Source organism: Mesorhizobium sp. LNHC252B00 (assembly GCF_000502955.1).
GTDB lineage: Bacteria > Pseudomonadota > Alphaproteobacteria > Rhizobiales > Rhizobiaceae > Mesorhizobium.
This window is the reverse complement of the sequence record NZ_AYWO01000017.1, coordinates 68,309-83,064: the sequence shown is the minus strand read 5'-3', so window position 1 is coordinate 83,064 and position 14,756 is coordinate 68,309. Positions and strand designations below refer to the sequence as shown.

Here is a 14,756-nt window from a genome sequence, read left to right as displayed (position 1 = left end):
ATCAATGGTCGGGCGGCTGGCAGCGGACAGCATCGAGCGGCGCAGCGGCGTCTCGCTGTGGCGGCAGATCGCCGAGAAGATCCTGCAGGCGATCGCCGTCGGCGATTTCGCAGAAAGCGCCGCGCTGCCGCCGGAGATGGCACTGGCTGAGCGCTATGGCGTCAACCGCCACACCGTGCGCAGCGCCATATCGGCCCTTGTGCAGGAAGGGGTGCTGCGGGCCGAGCAGGGGCGCGGCACCTTCGTGCTGTCGCGCAGGCGGCTGTCCTATCCCATCGGTGCGCGCACACGCTTTTCAACGGGCCTGCAAGGGCAGACATCGGAACGGCATATCGTCCTGCTGGCGTCCTCGGTCGAGCCGGCCAGCCAGCGCGTCGCCGAGGGGCTGGGGCTCGCCAAGGGAGCCGATGTGATCCGCCTGGAAACGCGCGGCGAAGCCGACGGACGGCCTGTGTCGCGCGCTGCCGGCTGGTTCGATGCCCGGCGCTTTGCCGGTATCGATGCTGCAATGGCGGAGACCGGCTCGATCACCGCATCGCTCGCCCGGTTCGGTATCGACGACTATCTCAGGCAATCGACAGTGCTATCGGCGCGCCACGCCGATGCGGCGGACCTTGCCGACCTCGACCTGCAACCGGGCGCCATCGTGCTGGTTACGGTCGCTATCAACGTCACGCCGGACGGCCAGCCGATCCAGTTTTCGGAGTCCCGGTTTCCGGCGGAACGGGTGGAGTTGAAGCTGTCGGCACTGTAGGGAGTGGCGGCCTCATACGAGACCGTGACTTCTGACTCGCGCTGATCGGTCGCGCGCTCCCCTGTCAGCGGCTTGGCGTTTGAGGACCGCCTTCCCCCACTCCGTCTCGGCTTCGCCGAGCCACCTCTCCCCCCTCCGGAGGGAGAGGAAGGGAGNCCTTCCTCTACCCCGTCGATCGGGGGAGAGGTGGCTCGGCGAAGCCGAGACGGAGTGGGGGTCGATCTGCGCGGGGCCGCGTCAATTCGGGCCGGGTTCACCGCCTGCTAAGTTATGCTCCCACCTCGATCACAGCCTTGATCAGGCCGGATTTCTCATGCGCCCAGCGGGCGAGATCGCGCGGCGTGGCCGCGAGCGTGGTGCGGTGGGTGACGAGTTTTGCCAGCGGAACGGCGCCGTTGCTGATCGAAGCGGCAACATGATCGAAGTCGGCGCGCAATGCGTTGCGGCTGCCGATCAGCGTCATCTCGCGTTTGTGGAATTCGGGATCGGAAAAGCTGATGTCGTCCTTGACGACGCTGACCAGCACCAGTGTCCCGCCATGCGCGACATGGGCGAAGGCCGACTGCACGGACTGGGCGTTGCCGGTGGCGTCGAAGACCACATCGAAACCTTCGCCTGATGTCGCCTCCTTGACCATGTCGGGCACCGCGCCGCGCGAACCGTCGAGGGTCTGGAACCCAAGCTCATTCTCGGCGAAGGCGAGCCTTTCACTGCTCATGTCGAGCAGTGCCACGTGGAGGCCGGCGATGCGGGCGAAGATGGCGGTGCCGAGCCCGATCGGGCCGGCGCCGATGACCAGCGTGCGTCCACCCGGATCGGCCCGTGCACGCCGCACGGCATGCGCGCCGATGGCCAGGAATTCGACGGCAGCGGCGTCGGCCAGCGACAGGCCGTTGGCCGGATAGAGATTTTGTGCCGGAACCAGGATGCGTTCGCACATGGCGCCGTCGCGATGCACGCCGAGCACCTCGATGCTGACGCAGCAATTCGGCTTGCCGTGCCGGCAGGCTATGCACTTGCCGCAAGAAAGATAGGGGTTGATGACGACCGGTTCGCCAACGGCCAGTTCGACACCTTCCCCGGGCTCCACCACGGTACCCGATACTTCATGGCCCATGATGCGGGGATAGGCGAGGAACGGGTGCTTGCCCTCGAAGATGTGATAGTCGGTGCCGCAGATGCCGACATGGCTGACGGACACCAGCGCCCAGCCGGGAGGCGGCGCGCCGGGGGCCGGACGGTCTTCCAGGATAAGATCGCCGGGCGAACGGCAGACGACGGCCTTCATGCTTCAATCCAGTCTGTAATGAATCGCCGGCCCGTCGATCGTGACGGGCCGGCAATTGATCGAGGGGTTTACTTGCCGCGGCGGCGCAGCCCGTCGAAGTAGACGATGATGATGATGAGCGCGCCGGTGATGATGCGCTGCCAGAACGAGTTGACGTTGAGCAGGTTGGCGCCATTGTTGATGGTGGCCAGGATGAAAGCACCGAGCAGCGGTCCGTGCACCGAGCCGACGGCACCGAACAGCGAGGTGCCGCCGATGACCGACGAGGCGATCGCCTGCAACTCCCAGCCCTCAGCCTGGGTCGGATTGCCGATGCCGATGCGGGCGGCCAGCAGCACGCCGACGAAAGCCGCGCAGAGGCCGGACAGCGTGTAGGCCATGTAGATGGTGCGCTGGACATTGACGCCGGACAGGCGCGAGGCCTCGGCGTTGGAGCCGACCGAGAACAGATACCGGCCCCAGCGGCTGTGATGCAGGAAGATATAGGCCGGAATGCCGACCAGGATCACCATCCAGAACAGGTTGGGGATGCCGATGAAGGAACTGCGCGAGAACGCGGTGAAGGTGTCGCTGTTGATGTTGATCGAATTGCCGTTGGTCATCAAAAGGCCGATGCCGCGCAGCGAGGTCAGCGTCGCCAACGTGATGATGAACGGCGGCAAGCCCATCTTGACGATGCCGAAGCCGTGAAACATGCCGATGGCAACACCGACCAGCAGCGTCACCAGAATGGCGAGCCAGATCGGGAAGCCGGCATTGATCATCATGGCGGCGACGACGGTGGCGAAGCCGACCACGGCGCCGACGGACAGGTCGATGCCGCCGGTGATGATGACGAAAGTCTGGCCGACCGCCATGATGGCGATCATCGAACCCTGCCGCAGCAGGTTGGCGATGTTATTGGAAGAGGCGAAGCTCGGCGTCGCGACCGACAGGACGATCCAGAGCAGAACCAGCAACGCCAGAAGCGTCAGCCCGAACAGGACATTGTAGTTCCGTTTCGGCTTTTCGACAGCAATCGCCTCGGTGCTCATATCTGTCCTCCCTGCTTTTCTTGTTTCTCGGCGAGCGCCTGCGTGAGAATGTCCTCGTGGCTGGCGCCGCGAAAACCATGAGTCGCCACCAGTTTGCCGCGCCGGAACACATGCAGCGTGTCGGCCAGTTCGTAGACTTCCGGCAGATAGGACGAGATCAGGATGATGCCGGCGCCTTTCGACAGCAGCGCGCCGAACAATCGGTAGATCTCGGCCTTGGTGCCGACATCGACGCCGACAGTCGGTTCGTCGAAGATGAACAGCTTGGCGCCGTGCGCCAGCCATTTGCCGATGACGATCTTCTGCTGGTTGCCGCCCGACAGGCTGGACGCCAGAGCGCCGCGCGTCGGTGTCTTGATGCGCAGATCGGCGATCTGGCGATCGGCCTGCGTCTTTTCCTGCGCACTCGAGATCAGCAGATTGTTCGAGATGCGCTTGTAGATCGGCAGGTTGAGATTGAGGCCAACCGGCAGGTTGAGGCAGAGGCCCTGGTCGCGGCGGCTTTCCGGCGCCAGCGCCATGCCGAGCTTGATCGCGTCATGCTCGGATTTGACCTGAACCTCCTTGCCTGCCCAGAGAATCTGGCCGGCCGATTTGCGGTGGCGGCCATAAAGTGTCGTGACGAACTCGCTGCGCCCGGCGCCGATCAGGCCATAGAGCCCGACGATCTCGCCGGCGCGAACCGTCATCGAGACATTTTCAAACCCTTTGCCGGAAAGGTTCCGGGCTTCGATGATCGCGGCGCCCGGCGTGAAATGCTCCTTGTGGTAGACCTGCTCGATAGAGCGGTTGATCATCATCTTGACCAACTCGGCGTCGTTGGTCTCGGCGATGTTGCGGGTGCCGACCAGCATGCCGTCGCGCAGCACGGAAACACGATCGGCGAGTTCGAACACTTCCTCCATGCGGTGGCTGATGTAGATGATCGTCACGCCTTCGCCCTTCAGCCGGCGGATCAGGGTGAAAAGCTGGTCGGCCTCCTTGCGGGTGAGGTAGGCGGTCGGCTCGTCGAAGATCAGGAATTTGGTACCGCGCACGGTGGCGCGGGCCGCCGCTATCAGCTGTTGTTGGCCGATTGTCAGGTCGCCCAGCGTGACATGCGCCGGCAGGTCGAAGCCGAGATCGTCGATGATCTTCTGCGCTTGCCTGACCATGGAGCGCTGCTGCAGGATGCCGAAGCGCGAATTTTCTTCGCCGAGGAACATGTTGGCGGCGACGGTCAGGTGACGGCACAGCACGACCTCCTGGTGCACGGCATTGATGCCGAGCGCCATCGCCTCATGCGGCGTCGCCAAAGCAGCCGGCTGGCCTTCCCAGACGACCTCTCCGGAGGTGCGCGGCATGACGCCGGTCAAAAGCTTGATGAGGGTCGATTTGCCGGCGCCGTTCTCGCCGACGATGGCGTGGATCTCGCCGGACTTGAAGGCGAGGTTAACCGGCTTGAGCGCGTGGGTGCCGGGATAACGCTTCTCCAGCCCGCGCAATTCGAGGATGGTCCTGCCAGGCTCCAGCACAGGGGCCGGATGCAGTTCCTGCGCCGTCGATGTCATGACAATCCTCCCAGATTGGCCTCCCAGATCGGCCTCACGATTGGCACGCGGCGAGGCAAGGATATGCCGCGAAGACAGCCTAGCTCAGGCTCGTGGATTGCCAAGCCGTTTGTGCCGGCAGCGAATGTTTCCGGGGCGCGAGGCCCCGGAAACGATTTGGATGCGAAGGCTTAGAGCTTCGGATTGAGCAGCGCGTCGATTTTGGGGTCCTTCATGTTGTCCTTGGTCACCAGATTGGCGCCGGTGTCGACATTGGCCTCGACCTTTTCGCCCTTAGAGGCGGCGAGTGCGGTCTTGATGCCGTCATAACCCATCCGGTACGGATCCTGGACGACGAGGGCGGAAATGACGCCGTCGTTGAGGAACTTGATCAGCTTCTCGTCGCTGTCGAAGCCGACCAGCGCCAGCTTGCCGCCAAGGTTGTTTTCGGCGACAGCCTGACCGACGCCCTGCGCCATGATCAGGTTGGAGGCGAAGATGCCCTTGAGATTCGGGTTGGCGGTGATCAGGTCGGTGGCGATGTTGAGGCCGGTTGTGGCCTGGCCGTCGGCATATTTGTCGGCGACCAGCTTCAGGCCCGGATATTTGGCGGCCAGCTGTTCGGTGAAGCCCTGCTTGCGCTGTTCGAGCGAGCCGGCGCCCGGTGCGTTGGTGATCAGGGCGACGTCGCCCTCGATCTTACCGCCGTTGGCGGCGCCGATAGCGGCTGCAAGGCCGTCGGCAGCAACGCGGCCGCCCTGCACATTGTCGGTGGTCAGGAACGATGTGAAGGCCTTGGAGTCGGCGCCGGAGTCGATGCCGATAACCTTGACCTTGGCAGCGGCTTCATCGATCGGCTTGCCAAGCGCCTTGAACTCGGTCGGCGCAATGACGATGGCCCCCGGGTTGCTGGCAACGGCGTTCTCGAGGATCGAGACTTGGCCGTTGACGTCGGTTTCAGCCTGGGCGCCAAGTTCCGGCACGTTGACGCCGAGATCCTTGCCGGCCTTGCGGGCGCCGGCCAGAACGATCTGCCAGTAGAAGGACGTGGTGTCCTTGACGATGATCGGAATGGTCACATCCGCCGCCGAAACCGGCGCCGAATGCATGACGCCGGTGAGCATCGAAGCTGCTGCCAGCGCCATGACAGCGCGGCGGTTGAGAATGCTGGTCACGAATTTCATGAGGTTCCTCCCTAAGTCGCCCGGTGAACGTTACGGAAGCTCCGTTCGGATAGGCGTAGCCCAAACAGAACTTTATCAATAAAAAACAGTTGCCATGTTTTGATAGTGCATCGAACCGGCCGATGCAAGCGGTGTTTGACCAGTTCTCGGGAAGCCTGGCAGAGGCAGAGCCACCGCACTGCTTTCCCTCGCCGTCATCGAATGCTCCCGTTTCCATTCCGTGAGCGTATGGAATATTAATTCCACCCATTCGTCAATATGGAATATTCATTCTCTTATAGATTGCAAGGGTGTGAAACCGGATCGCCGTTCACCGAGCGGATCGCGTTTCACGCCAGCTCCTGCACCAGGGTATGGGGGCGATATCTGGCGTATTCCGTCTCAGGAACGTCGATGTCGAGCAACTCGAGGTTGCGGATCAGGTTTGCCAGCTTGGCGGTACCGGTCAGCACGGTAGCGACCATTGGTTCATGCAGCGGGAACTGGAACGCGGCCGCGGCCAGCGGATAACCGCCCTCGGCTGCGATCCTTTCCATCGCACCGACGCGATCGAGCACGTCATGGCTGGCAGGGCGGTAATCGAAATGCGAGCCTTGCACCGGCCCGGTCGCCAGGATGCCGGAGTTGAAGACGCCGCCGATGACCAAGGAGGTCTGTTGCGCACCGCACAGCGGCAGCAATTCCGCTTCGGCGCTGCGGTCGAGCAGGGAATAGCGGCTGGCGAGCAGGATGCAATCGAGCGGCGCCCGGCGCATCACGTCGAGACAGATCTGCACCTCGTTGACGCCGAGCCCATAGGCGGAAATGACACCTGTTCTCTTCAGCTCTTCGAGCGCCTTGAGGCCGCCATCCATCAGATCGCGAAAGTGCAGCTTGGTCTTCTCGGCGCCATGCGTGTAGGCGCCGATATCGTGGACGAACAGGATGTCGATCTTGTTCAGGCCAAGCCGCGCATAGCTGAACTCGACCGAGCGCATGATGCCGTCATAGGAATAGTCGTAATCGAGGGCGAAGGGCAGCGGATCGACATAGGAGTGATCGGGAACTTGGTCATCCGGCACCGGGCGGAACAGGCGGCCGACCTTGGTGGACAGCACATAGGAATCGCGCGGCTTGTAGCGCAGGAAGTCGCCGAAGCGTCGTTCCGACAGGCCGAAACCATAGAAGGGTGCGGTGTCGAAATAGCGCAGGCCGGCTTCCCAGGCGCCTTGCAGCGTCTCCATCGCGGCTTCGCGCGGACAGGCGCGGTACAGGCCGCCGAGGGCTGCGCCGCCAAAGCTGACCTCGGTGACCTCGAGCGCGGTGCGACCGATGCGACGCTTGTTCATGCGAAAACCTCCCCGTTCCCGACCATTGTCCGGCCGGGTCATCTTCAGATATCAGTGGAAACTAAAGCGTCGCGCCCAGGTGCCAGGGCACGAACTCGTTGTCGCCGTAGCCGAAATCCTCGCTCTTGGTCTTGCGGCCGGAAGCCGTCTCCACAATCAGTTCGAAGATCTCGCGGCCCATGCCGGCGATGGTCTTTTCACCGGAGGCAATGACGCCGCAATTGACGTCCATGTCCTCTTCCATCTGATGATACATGGTCGAGTTGGTGGCGACCTTGATCGACGGTGTCGGCCGGCAACCGAAGCAGGAGCCGCGGCCCGTGGTGAAGACGATGATGTTGGCGCCGCCCGCCACCTGGCCGGTCGCCGAGACCGGGTCGTAGCCGGGGGTGTCCATGAACACCAAGCCGCTGCCGGTGACCTTTTCGGCATAGCCGAAGACACCATTGAGCGGCGTCTGGCCGCCCTTGGCGACCGCGCCGAGCGATTTCTCCAGGATGGTGGTGAGGCCGCCGCGCTTGTTGCCGGGCGAGGGGTTGTTGTCGATCGAGGCGCCGTGCTTGGCGACGTGATCTTCCCACCACTTCACGAAGCCGTCGAGCTTCTGCGCGATCTCCGGCGTTGCCGCGCGATAGGCAAGCAGATGTTCGGCGCCGTATATTTCCGTGGTCTCGGAGAGAATGCCGATGCCGCCGACGCCAGCCAAGATATCGACGGCAGCACCCAGCGCCGGATTGGCTGTAATGCCCGACATGCCGTCGGAGCCGCCGCATTGAAGGCCGACGACGATCTCGCTGACCGGGATCGGCTCACGCTTCAACTGGCCGACTTCCTCGGCAATCTCAGCCAGCACGCCCATCGCCTTTTCGACCGATTTACGCGAACCGCCGGCGTCCTGGATGTTGAAATGGCGTTTGCCGGCAGCGACGCCCTTCTGGCCGTAAAGGGTGAGCTGGTTGACCTCGCAGCCGAGGCCGACCATCAGCACGCCGCCGAAATTCGGGTGGCGGGCATAACCGGCAAGCGTGCGGTGCAGCACCATCATGCCGTCGCCGGTGGCGCTCATGCCGCAGCCTTGGCCGTGGACGATCGGCACGAACCCGTCAATGCCGGGATATTTCGGCAGCAGGGTTCGGTTGGCGGTATCGGCGATCGAATGGCATACGGTGGCCGAGCAATTGACGCTCGCGACGATGCCAATGAAGTTGCGTGTGCCTGCGCGGCCATCGGCGCGGCGATAGCCCATGAAGGTGCGGGCGCGGTCTGCTTCCGTTGCGTGCTCGGCCTCGCTCGGCGGCACGACCGGCAAGCGACCGGACTCGAAAACGAGATTGTGGGAATGAACGTGCTCGCCGGCTGCAATATCCTGTGTCGCACGGCCGATCGCCTGCGCGTATTTGACCACGGCCTCGCCACCGGCGATCGGCTTGATCGCCACCTTATGGCCAGGTTCGATCGGAGCAGCGGCGAGGGCGCCGCCCGGCAGCACGGTGCCGATCTCGATGCGGCCGTTAGCGACGGCGACATTGTCGGCGGGGGACAGGAGGATGCAGTTGGAGGCGTTCACGGGCGGTTTCCTGGGTGATCCTGGGGTGCGCGGGCGGATTGACACGCGCCTGTTTAGATATAATGTCTTTTATCGTGAAAAAACAATTTTGCGTCAATTGTTTTTTCGCGGGGGAGTTCCGCATGTCCATCGGCGTTCAGGAAAGCGAATTTCGCTTTCAGGGGTCATGGGAACATCATATTGCGCTTCCGGCCGACGGCCGCAAGCGACGGCGTGCAACGGGTCAGGGATGTCGAAGAGCAACAACGTCTATAAGGATGCCTACAACCGCTGCCTGCGGCTGCTCGGCGAGACGCGCAGCCTGCCTTCGGAGCCGGAACTGGGCACTTTGCTTGGCGTCAGCCGCACCACGGTACGAACGATTCTTGCGCGCATGGAAGAGACCGGGCTGATCGCCTGGAACAAACGTGCCAAGACGGTGCTGCGCGAACCGCGTCCCGATGATTTCTTCCCCGAGGAAGAAACCGACACGCTGGCCGAGATCATCGAGCGGTCGTTCATGCGGCGCCTGCTTGCCGGCGGAGCGGAAGCCGGCATGCAGATCAACGAACTCGAACTGGCGCGCGAGATCGGCGTCGGCACCACCAGCGTGCGCGAGTTCCTGATCCGCTTCTCGCGCTTCGGCCTGATCGAGAAGCGCCGCAACAGCCACTGGGTGCTTAAGGGTTTCACGCGCGCTTTCGCGCTGGAGTTGACTGAAATCCGTGAGATGTTCGAACTGCGCTCGGCGGCAGCCTTCGCCGACCTGCACCATGATCTATGGTGATGGCTTCCAGGGCGCCAAGCCNGGCAAGCGAGATCGCCACCCGCTTCAACGAATTCTCCGAGTTGGACGAGCGCTTCCACCGGCTCATCCACCGGGCGTCGCATAACCGGTTCATCGTGGATTTCTACGATGTCATCGCCATGATCTTTCACTATCACTACCAATGGAACAAGACGCGAGAACGCGAACGCAACGAAGTCGCGATCAATGAGCATCTGGTCTATATAGAGGCGCTGAAATCACGCGATCTCGGCAAGGTCGACGCCGCCTGCCGCAAGCACCTGAAGTCGGCGCGCCAGACCTTGCTGACCTCGATCCCCGAAATGCGGTCGCCCCAAAAATCATAAGGCGCGTCGCATCTGAAGGGCTGCGACGCGCTTCCTGCCGCGTTGCCGCAGCATCGAATTGGCGATTTTCCACCCGACGGCCTCGTGCTAGGAATGTTGCATTGCTGCGAAGAGGCAGGGTTTTGGGCGTATCGAGGAGACGGTGGAGCATACCGGTCGCGCTTGTCGCGGCCTATCTGCTGTTGCTCCAGTCGACGCTCGGCGCTTTCGCCTTCGGAAACGTGCCGAATGCGTCACAACTCGATGCCTTTGGCAACGTCATCTGCACCCATGGGGGTGCCACCCAGCTTCCCGGCGGCAACCAGCCGCCATCCCATCAGCCGGCATGCTGCGTGTTCGGCTGCGGCATGTTTTCGCCGGCCTTTGCGCCGCCGCCCGATGCCGGGCCTACACTGGACAGTCGGTCCTTTGAAACGGTAGCCTTTGTCTTCCGGGCGGCCATCCATCTCGACTTCGCGCGTGAGCGGTCGCCATCGAACCCGCGCGCGCCGCCGCCGACGGCCTGAGCCTGCTTGCCCGCCGGAACCTTTAGTGGGCGTACCCATCCAAAGATCAAACTGCTCGCGACCCGCAACGGGCGCGACCATCACTTCATGGAGCAACCATGTCCTATTTTTTCCCGGACGCCGCGCGTCCTATGCTCGGCAGCATTCTACACAGCATCGAAGAGCGTGTCGGCATTGCCATGCTGGCTTTTGCGCTGCTGTTCGTCGGCGCCCATACTGTCGTCGCGCATGAGTTCAAGGTCGGCGATATCGAGATCGGCCATCCCTGGTCGCGCGCCACACCGGCGGGCGCCAAGGTCGCCGGCGGCTATTTCACGATCACCAACAATGGCAGCGCGCCGGATCGGCTGGTGTCGATTTCCTCCGATATTTCTGGAAAAGCCGAGCTGCATGAAATGGGCGTCAAGGACGGCGTCATGACCATGCGACCGGTTGCCGGCGGCCTGGAAATTCCGGCCGGCGGCAAGGTGGCACTGGCGCCTGGCGGCTATCATCTGATGTTCTTCGGCCTGAAGCGCCAACCCAAGCAGGGCGAAAAGTTTTCCGCCACGCTGACCTTCGAGAAGGCCGGCGCCGTCAGCGTCGATTTCGCCGTCGAAGGCATCGGTGGTGGCGCCACGGACGATCACGCCAATTGATCCGGCCAGCTTCGCCAGTTTGAAATCAGAGGAACCATCATGAACAAGTATCTTTTGTCCGCCGCAGCACTTTTCGTGCTCGGGACAAATGCCGCTTTCGCGCATATCACGCTCGAAACCCAGGAAGCGGCCGTCGGCTCGACCTACAAGGCAATCTTACGCGTGCCGCATGGCTGCGACGGCAAGGCTACGACTGCAGTGCGCGTGCAGATCCCGGAAGGGGTGATCGCGGTGAAGCCGATGCCGAAGCCTGGCTGGACGCTACAGGCCAAGAAGGGCAAGTACGACAAATCCTATCAACTCTACGGTCAGGCGGTGAGCGATGGGGTCAAGGAAGTCGACTGGAGCGGCGGCAGCCTACCGGATGAATTCTACGACGAGTTCGTCTTTCGCGCGACGCTGACGGAGGATCTCCCGGTGGGCCAGACGCTTTACTTTCCGGTGGTGCAGGAATGCGACGGTGCCACCGTCCGCTGGATCGAAATCCCCGCAGCGGGCCAGGATGAAGACGCCCTCGAAAACCCGGCGCCCGGCATCAAACTGCTGCCGAAGAAATGATCTTTTCGGGCGGCGCGCTCGCAAGAGCGCGCCGCTATCTTTTGTGGTGGTGACATGAGCATGACGTCCTACCTGCAAACGGCTTCCACGACCGGCCACCGCGCCGGCCGGCTTGTCGTCGGCCTGCTGGCCCTGATCGTGTTTCTCGCCATCATGGCAAATCAGGCCTTCGCCCATGCCGCGCTGATCAAGACCGATCCGGCCGACGGCGCGGTGCTGGAACAGGGGCCGGCACAGTTCTCGCTCACCTTCAGCGAGCCGGTCTCGCCGCTGGTGCTGACCCTGGTGAAGCCCGATGGCACGCCGGTCCCGCTGACTGCCTTCCGTCTCAACGACCAGACGGTCGAAATCGACAACCCGCAGGAGCTCGCACCCGGCACGCACGTTTTGAGCTGGCGCGTCATTTCCGCCGACGGCCATCCGGTCGGTGGCTCCCTCCTGTTTTCCATCGGCGCGCCAAGTGCGCCGCCGGCGGTGTCCGAAGCCGTCGACTGGTCGCTGCGATCGGCGATCTGGATCGGCAAGGTCTTTCTCTACATCGGGCTCTTGCTCGGCGTCGGCGGCGCCTTTGCCCTTGCCTGGCTGGCCCGGGATGCCCACGCCGGACAGCGCTTCATCGCGGCTGCAATCTTGGGTGGGTTGGTCGCGGCACCGCTGTCGCTCGGCTTGCAGGGGCTTGATGCGCTCGGGGCACCGCTCTCCAATCTGGCGCAGCCGGTCATCTGGCGGACCGGGCTCGGCACCAGCTTCGGCTGGACGGTGCTGGTCGCGCTGATCGCGCTGGGGCTCGGCCTGCTGTCGCTGGCCGGACCGCGCGCCGCCGCCAAGCCATTTGCGCTGGCCGGCCTGGCCGGGGTGGGTGTCGCGCTTGCCGCCAGCGGCCATGCCAGTGCCGCCGAGCCGCAATGGCTGACGCGGCCAATGGTGTTCCTGCACGGCGTTGGCATTGCCTTCTGGGCCGGCGCGCTGATGCCGCTCGGCCTGGCGCTGAAGGGGCAATCGGCGGAGGCCGCGCCATTCCTACGTGCGTTTTCTAGGCTGATCGTGCCGGTAGTGGCCGCGCTAGCGGCTGCCGGTGTCGTGCTTGCCGTCATCCAGGTGCAAACGCCCTCGGCGCTGATCAACACGGCCTATGGCTGGCTGCTGTTGGTCAAGCTCGGGCTGCTGGTCTTTCTCTTCACGCTCGCCGCCGTCAATCGCTGGAAACTCACTGCGGCGGCCGAGACCGGATCGACGCAGGTGCAACGCAGGCTCTCCCACTCGATCGGCGTCGAACTGCTGATCGTGCTGGCTATCTTCGGCGTGGCCGCGGGCTGGCGTTTCACGCCGCCGCCACGGGCACTGGCGATCGCTGCGGCGCAACCGGCCTCGGTTCACATCCATGCGCTGCAAGCGATGGCCGATCTCAGCATCACGCCCGGCCATGCCGGACCAGTTGTCGCCTCGATGATCATCATGACCGGCGATTTCGGACCGTTCGACGCCAAGGAGGTGACGCTGGTGCTGTCGAAGCCCGATTCCGGCATCGAACCGCTCAAACGCGCGGCGACCAAGCCCGGCGACGGCAGCTGGCGCGTCGACAATCTCGTCATACCGGTGCCCGGCCGATGGACGGTGCGCATCGACATTCTGGTGTCGGACTTCGAGTTGGTAAAGATCGAGGCGCCAATCGACATCAGGCCCTGACCGCCAGACGCTCTCAAGGCCAAACTCATCATGGTCTGCTGCAACACAATTCGGCAAGGCGGTTGACGCGACCCAAAAGGCCCGTCAATCATCCCGACAAAATTGCGGGCTGCAATCAACAAACCCGAAGGGTAGGAAAACGATGGAAAAAGCCGAAATCGGCCTGATCGGCCTTGGCACGATGGGCTCCAACCTGGCGCTCAACATCGCCGAGCACGGGCATCGCATCGCCGTCTTCAACCGCACCAGGGCGCGCACCGACGCTTTCGTCGAGAATGCCGGCGCGCTCAGGAGTAGGGTGGTGCCCTGCTACAGCCTGGAAGAGCTTGCCGCCGCCATCCGTCCACCGCGCCCGATCATCATCATGGTGCTGGCCGGCAAGCCGGTCGACGAACAGATCGCCGCCTTGCGCGGCGTGCTGTCGGCCAACGACATCGTCATTGATGCCGGCAATGCCAATTTCCGCGATACGATGCGGCGCTTCGCCGAGCTTTCCGGCTCGGACCTCACCTTTATCGGCATGGGCGTGTCCGGCGGCGAGGAGGGCGCGCGCCACGGACCGTCGATCATGGTTGGCGGCACGGAGGATTCCTGGAAGCGCGTCGAGAAGGTGCTGACCGCGATCTCCGCCAAGTTCAAGGACGAACCGTGCGCGGCATGGCTTGGCACGGACGGCGCCGGGCATTTCGTAAAAACCATCCACAATGGCATTGAATATGCCGACATGCAGATGATCGCCGAGATCTACGGCATTCTGCGCGACGGCCTTGGCATGGGACCGAAGGACATCGGCACGGTGTTTTCCAACTGGAACAAGGGCCGGCTCAATTCCTACCTGATCGAGATCACTGCCAAGGTGCTGGCCGCCGACGATCCGAAGACCGGCAGGCCGGTGGTCGACATCATCCTCGACCGTGCCGGCCAGAAGGGCACCGGCAAATGGTCGGTCATCGAGGCGCAGCAGCTCGGCATTCCGGCGACCGCGATCGAAGCGGCGGTGGCGGCGCGCGTTCTGTCGTCGATCAAGGACGAGCGACTGGCGGCGGAAAAGGCCTATGGCAATATCGGCGTGACCAGGATTTCCGGTGACAGGGATGCCTTGTTGAAAGACCTCGAACTGGCGCTGTTCGCCGGCAAGATATCAGCCTATGCGCAAGGTTTCGCTGTGATGAGCGGCGCCTCCAAGGAGTTCAACTGGAACCTGCCGATGCCGACCATCGCCAAGATCTGGCGCGCCGGCTGCATCATCCGCTCGCAGATGCTCGACACCATGGCGGAAGCCTTCAGCAATGGCGGCGCCTCGACCAATCTTCTGATGGCGCCGGCCTTCATCTCATTGATGCAGGAGGCGCATCCCTCGCTGCGTCGTGTCGTGGCACGGGCATCGGAGGCCGGTTCGCCGGTGCCGGCGCTGTCTTCGGCACTTGCCTATTTCGACAGTTACCGCCAGGGCCGCGGCACCTCGAACCTGATCCAGGCTCAGCGCGACTTCTTCGGCGCGCACGGTTTTGAACGCATCGACGATGCGGGCGCGTTCCACGGGCCGTGGGGCAGCGGAGCGGCTGGCTAGC

Annotated in this window: 12 protein-coding genes and 1 pseudogene; 7 read left to right on the top strand and 6 right to left on the bottom strand. The window is 63.4% G+C overall.

What is annotated here, in order from left to right; all coding sequences use genetic code 11:
- Positions 1-4 precede the first annotated feature (4 nt).
- A complete protein-coding gene (gene phnF, locus X744_RS149960; RefSeq protein WP_023760805.1) occupies positions 5-754 on the top strand; it encodes a phosphonate metabolism transcriptional regulator PhnF in 750 nt (249 codons plus the stop codon).
- A gap of 268 nt (positions 755-1,022) precedes the next feature.
- On the opposite strand, the gene X744_RS149965 is transcribed toward phnF, so the two are convergent.
- The 6 genes from X744_RS149965 to X744_RS149990 all read right to left on the bottom strand — a co-directional run bounded on the left by X744_RS149965 (position 1,023) and on the right by X744_RS149990 (position 8,684).
- Entirely contained in the window at positions 1,023-2,042 is a 1,020-nt protein-coding gene (locus tag X744_RS149965; RefSeq protein ID WP_023760804.1) for a zinc-binding alcohol dehydrogenase family protein, read from the bottom strand.
- A gap of 68 nt (positions 2,043-2,110) precedes the next feature.
- Entirely contained in the window at positions 2,111-3,076 is a 966-nt protein-coding gene (locus X744_RS149970) for an ABC transporter permease (RefSeq protein WP_023760803.1), read from the bottom strand.
- Entirely contained in the window at positions 3,073-4,626 is a 1,554-nt protein-coding gene (locus tag X744_RS149975) for a sugar ABC transporter ATP-binding protein (RefSeq protein ID WP_023760802.1), read from the bottom strand. The genes X744_RS149970 and X744_RS149975 overlap by 4 nt, the downstream gene beginning before the upstream one ends.
- Before the next feature lie 170 nt (positions 4,627-4,796).
- Positions 4,797-5,789: an ABC transporter substrate-binding protein gene (locus X744_RS149980; RefSeq protein WP_023760801.1), complete on the bottom strand. Its 993-nt coding sequence runs from the start codon at positions 5,787-5,789 to the stop codon at positions 4,797-4,799.
- A 329-nt stretch (positions 5,790-6,118) separates the two neighbouring features.
- Positions 6,119-7,117: an aldo/keto reductase gene (locus tag X744_RS149985; protein ID WP_023760800.1), complete on the bottom strand. Its 999-nt coding sequence runs from the start codon at positions 7,115-7,117 to the stop codon at positions 6,119-6,121.
- Positions 7,118-7,178: 61 nt separating this feature from the next.
- Complete coding sequence (locus tag X744_RS149990; RefSeq protein ID WP_023760799.1) at positions 7,179-8,684, bottom strand: altronate dehydratase family protein; 1,506 nt, start codon at positions 8,682-8,684, stop codon at positions 7,179-7,181.
- 229 nt (positions 8,685-8,913) lie between these two features.
- Between X744_RS149990 and X744_RS01000000170005 the strand changes: the two are divergent.
- The 6 genes and pseudogenes from X744_RS01000000170005 (at position 8,914) to gndA (ending at position 14,755) form a co-directional block, all read left to right on the top strand.
- A pseudogene (locus tag X744_RS01000000170005) lies at positions 8,914-9,797 on the top strand (GntR family transcriptional regulator).
- A gap of 149 nt (positions 9,798-9,946) precedes the next feature.
- Positions 9,947-10,303, top strand: coding sequence for a DUF2946 family protein (locus X744_RS149995; protein ID WP_023760798.1), 357 nt, complete (start codon positions 9,947-9,949; stop codon positions 10,301-10,303).
- A gap of 98 nt (positions 10,304-10,401) precedes the next feature.
- A complete protein-coding gene (locus X744_RS150000; protein ID WP_023760797.1) occupies positions 10,402-10,941 on the top strand; it encodes a copper chaperone PCu(A)C in 540 nt (179 codons plus the stop codon).
- A gap of 39 nt (positions 10,942-10,980) precedes the next feature.
- The gene (locus X744_RS150005) at positions 10,981-11,499 is read left to right on the top strand and encodes a YcnI family protein (RefSeq protein ID WP_023760796.1); all 519 of its coding nucleotides are present in this window, start codon (positions 10,981-10,983) and stop codon (positions 11,497-11,499) included.
- 54 nt (positions 11,500-11,553) lie between these two features.
- Complete coding sequence (locus tag X744_RS150010; protein ID WP_023760795.1) at positions 11,554-13,185, top strand: copper resistance CopC/CopD family protein; 1,632 nt, start codon at positions 11,554-11,556, stop codon at positions 13,183-13,185.
- Positions 13,186-13,327: 142 nt separating this feature from the next.
- Positions 13,328-14,755, top strand: coding sequence for an NADP-dependent phosphogluconate dehydrogenase (gene gndA / locus X744_RS150015; RefSeq protein ID WP_023760794.1), 1,428 nt, complete (start codon positions 13,328-13,330; stop codon positions 14,753-14,755).
- Position 14,756 lies beyond the last annotated feature (1 nt).

Coding starts and splice junctions, on each gene's coding strand:
- phnF (WP_023760805.1), top strand. CDS start 5: ATGGTCGGGCGGCTGGCAGCGGACAGCATCGAGCGGCGCAGCGGCGTC.
- X744_RS149965 (WP_023760804.1), bottom strand. CDS start 2,042: ATGAAGGCCGTCGTCTGCCGTTCGCCCGGCGATCTTATCCTGGAAGAC.
- X744_RS149970 (WP_023760803.1), bottom strand. CDS start 3,076: ATGAGCACCGAGGCGATTGCTGTCGAAAAGCCGAAACGGAACTACAAT.
- X744_RS149975 (WP_023760802.1), bottom strand. CDS start 4,626: ATGACATCGACGGCGCAGGAACTGCATCCGGCCCCTGTGCTGGAGCCT.
- X744_RS149980 (WP_023760801.1), bottom strand. CDS start 5,789: ATGAAATTCGTGACCAGCATTCTCAACCGCCGCGCTGTCATGGCGCTG.
- X744_RS149985 (WP_023760800.1), bottom strand. CDS start 7,117: ATGAACAAGCGTCGCATCGGTCGCACCGCGCTCGAGGTCACCGAGGTC.
- X744_RS150000 (WP_023760797.1), top strand. CDS start 10,402: ATGTCCTATTTTTTCCCGGACGCCGCGCGTCCTATGCTCGGCAGCATT.
- X744_RS150005 (WP_023760796.1), top strand. CDS start 10,981: ATGAACAAGTATCTTTTGTCCGCCGCAGCACTTTTCGTGCTCGGGACA.
- X744_RS150010 (WP_023760795.1), top strand. CDS start 11,554: ATGAGCATGACGTCCTACCTGCAAACGGCTTCCACGACCGGCCACCGC.
- gndA (WP_023760794.1), top strand. CDS start 13,328: ATGGAAAAAGCCGAAATCGGCCTGATCGGCCTTGGCACGATGGGCTCC.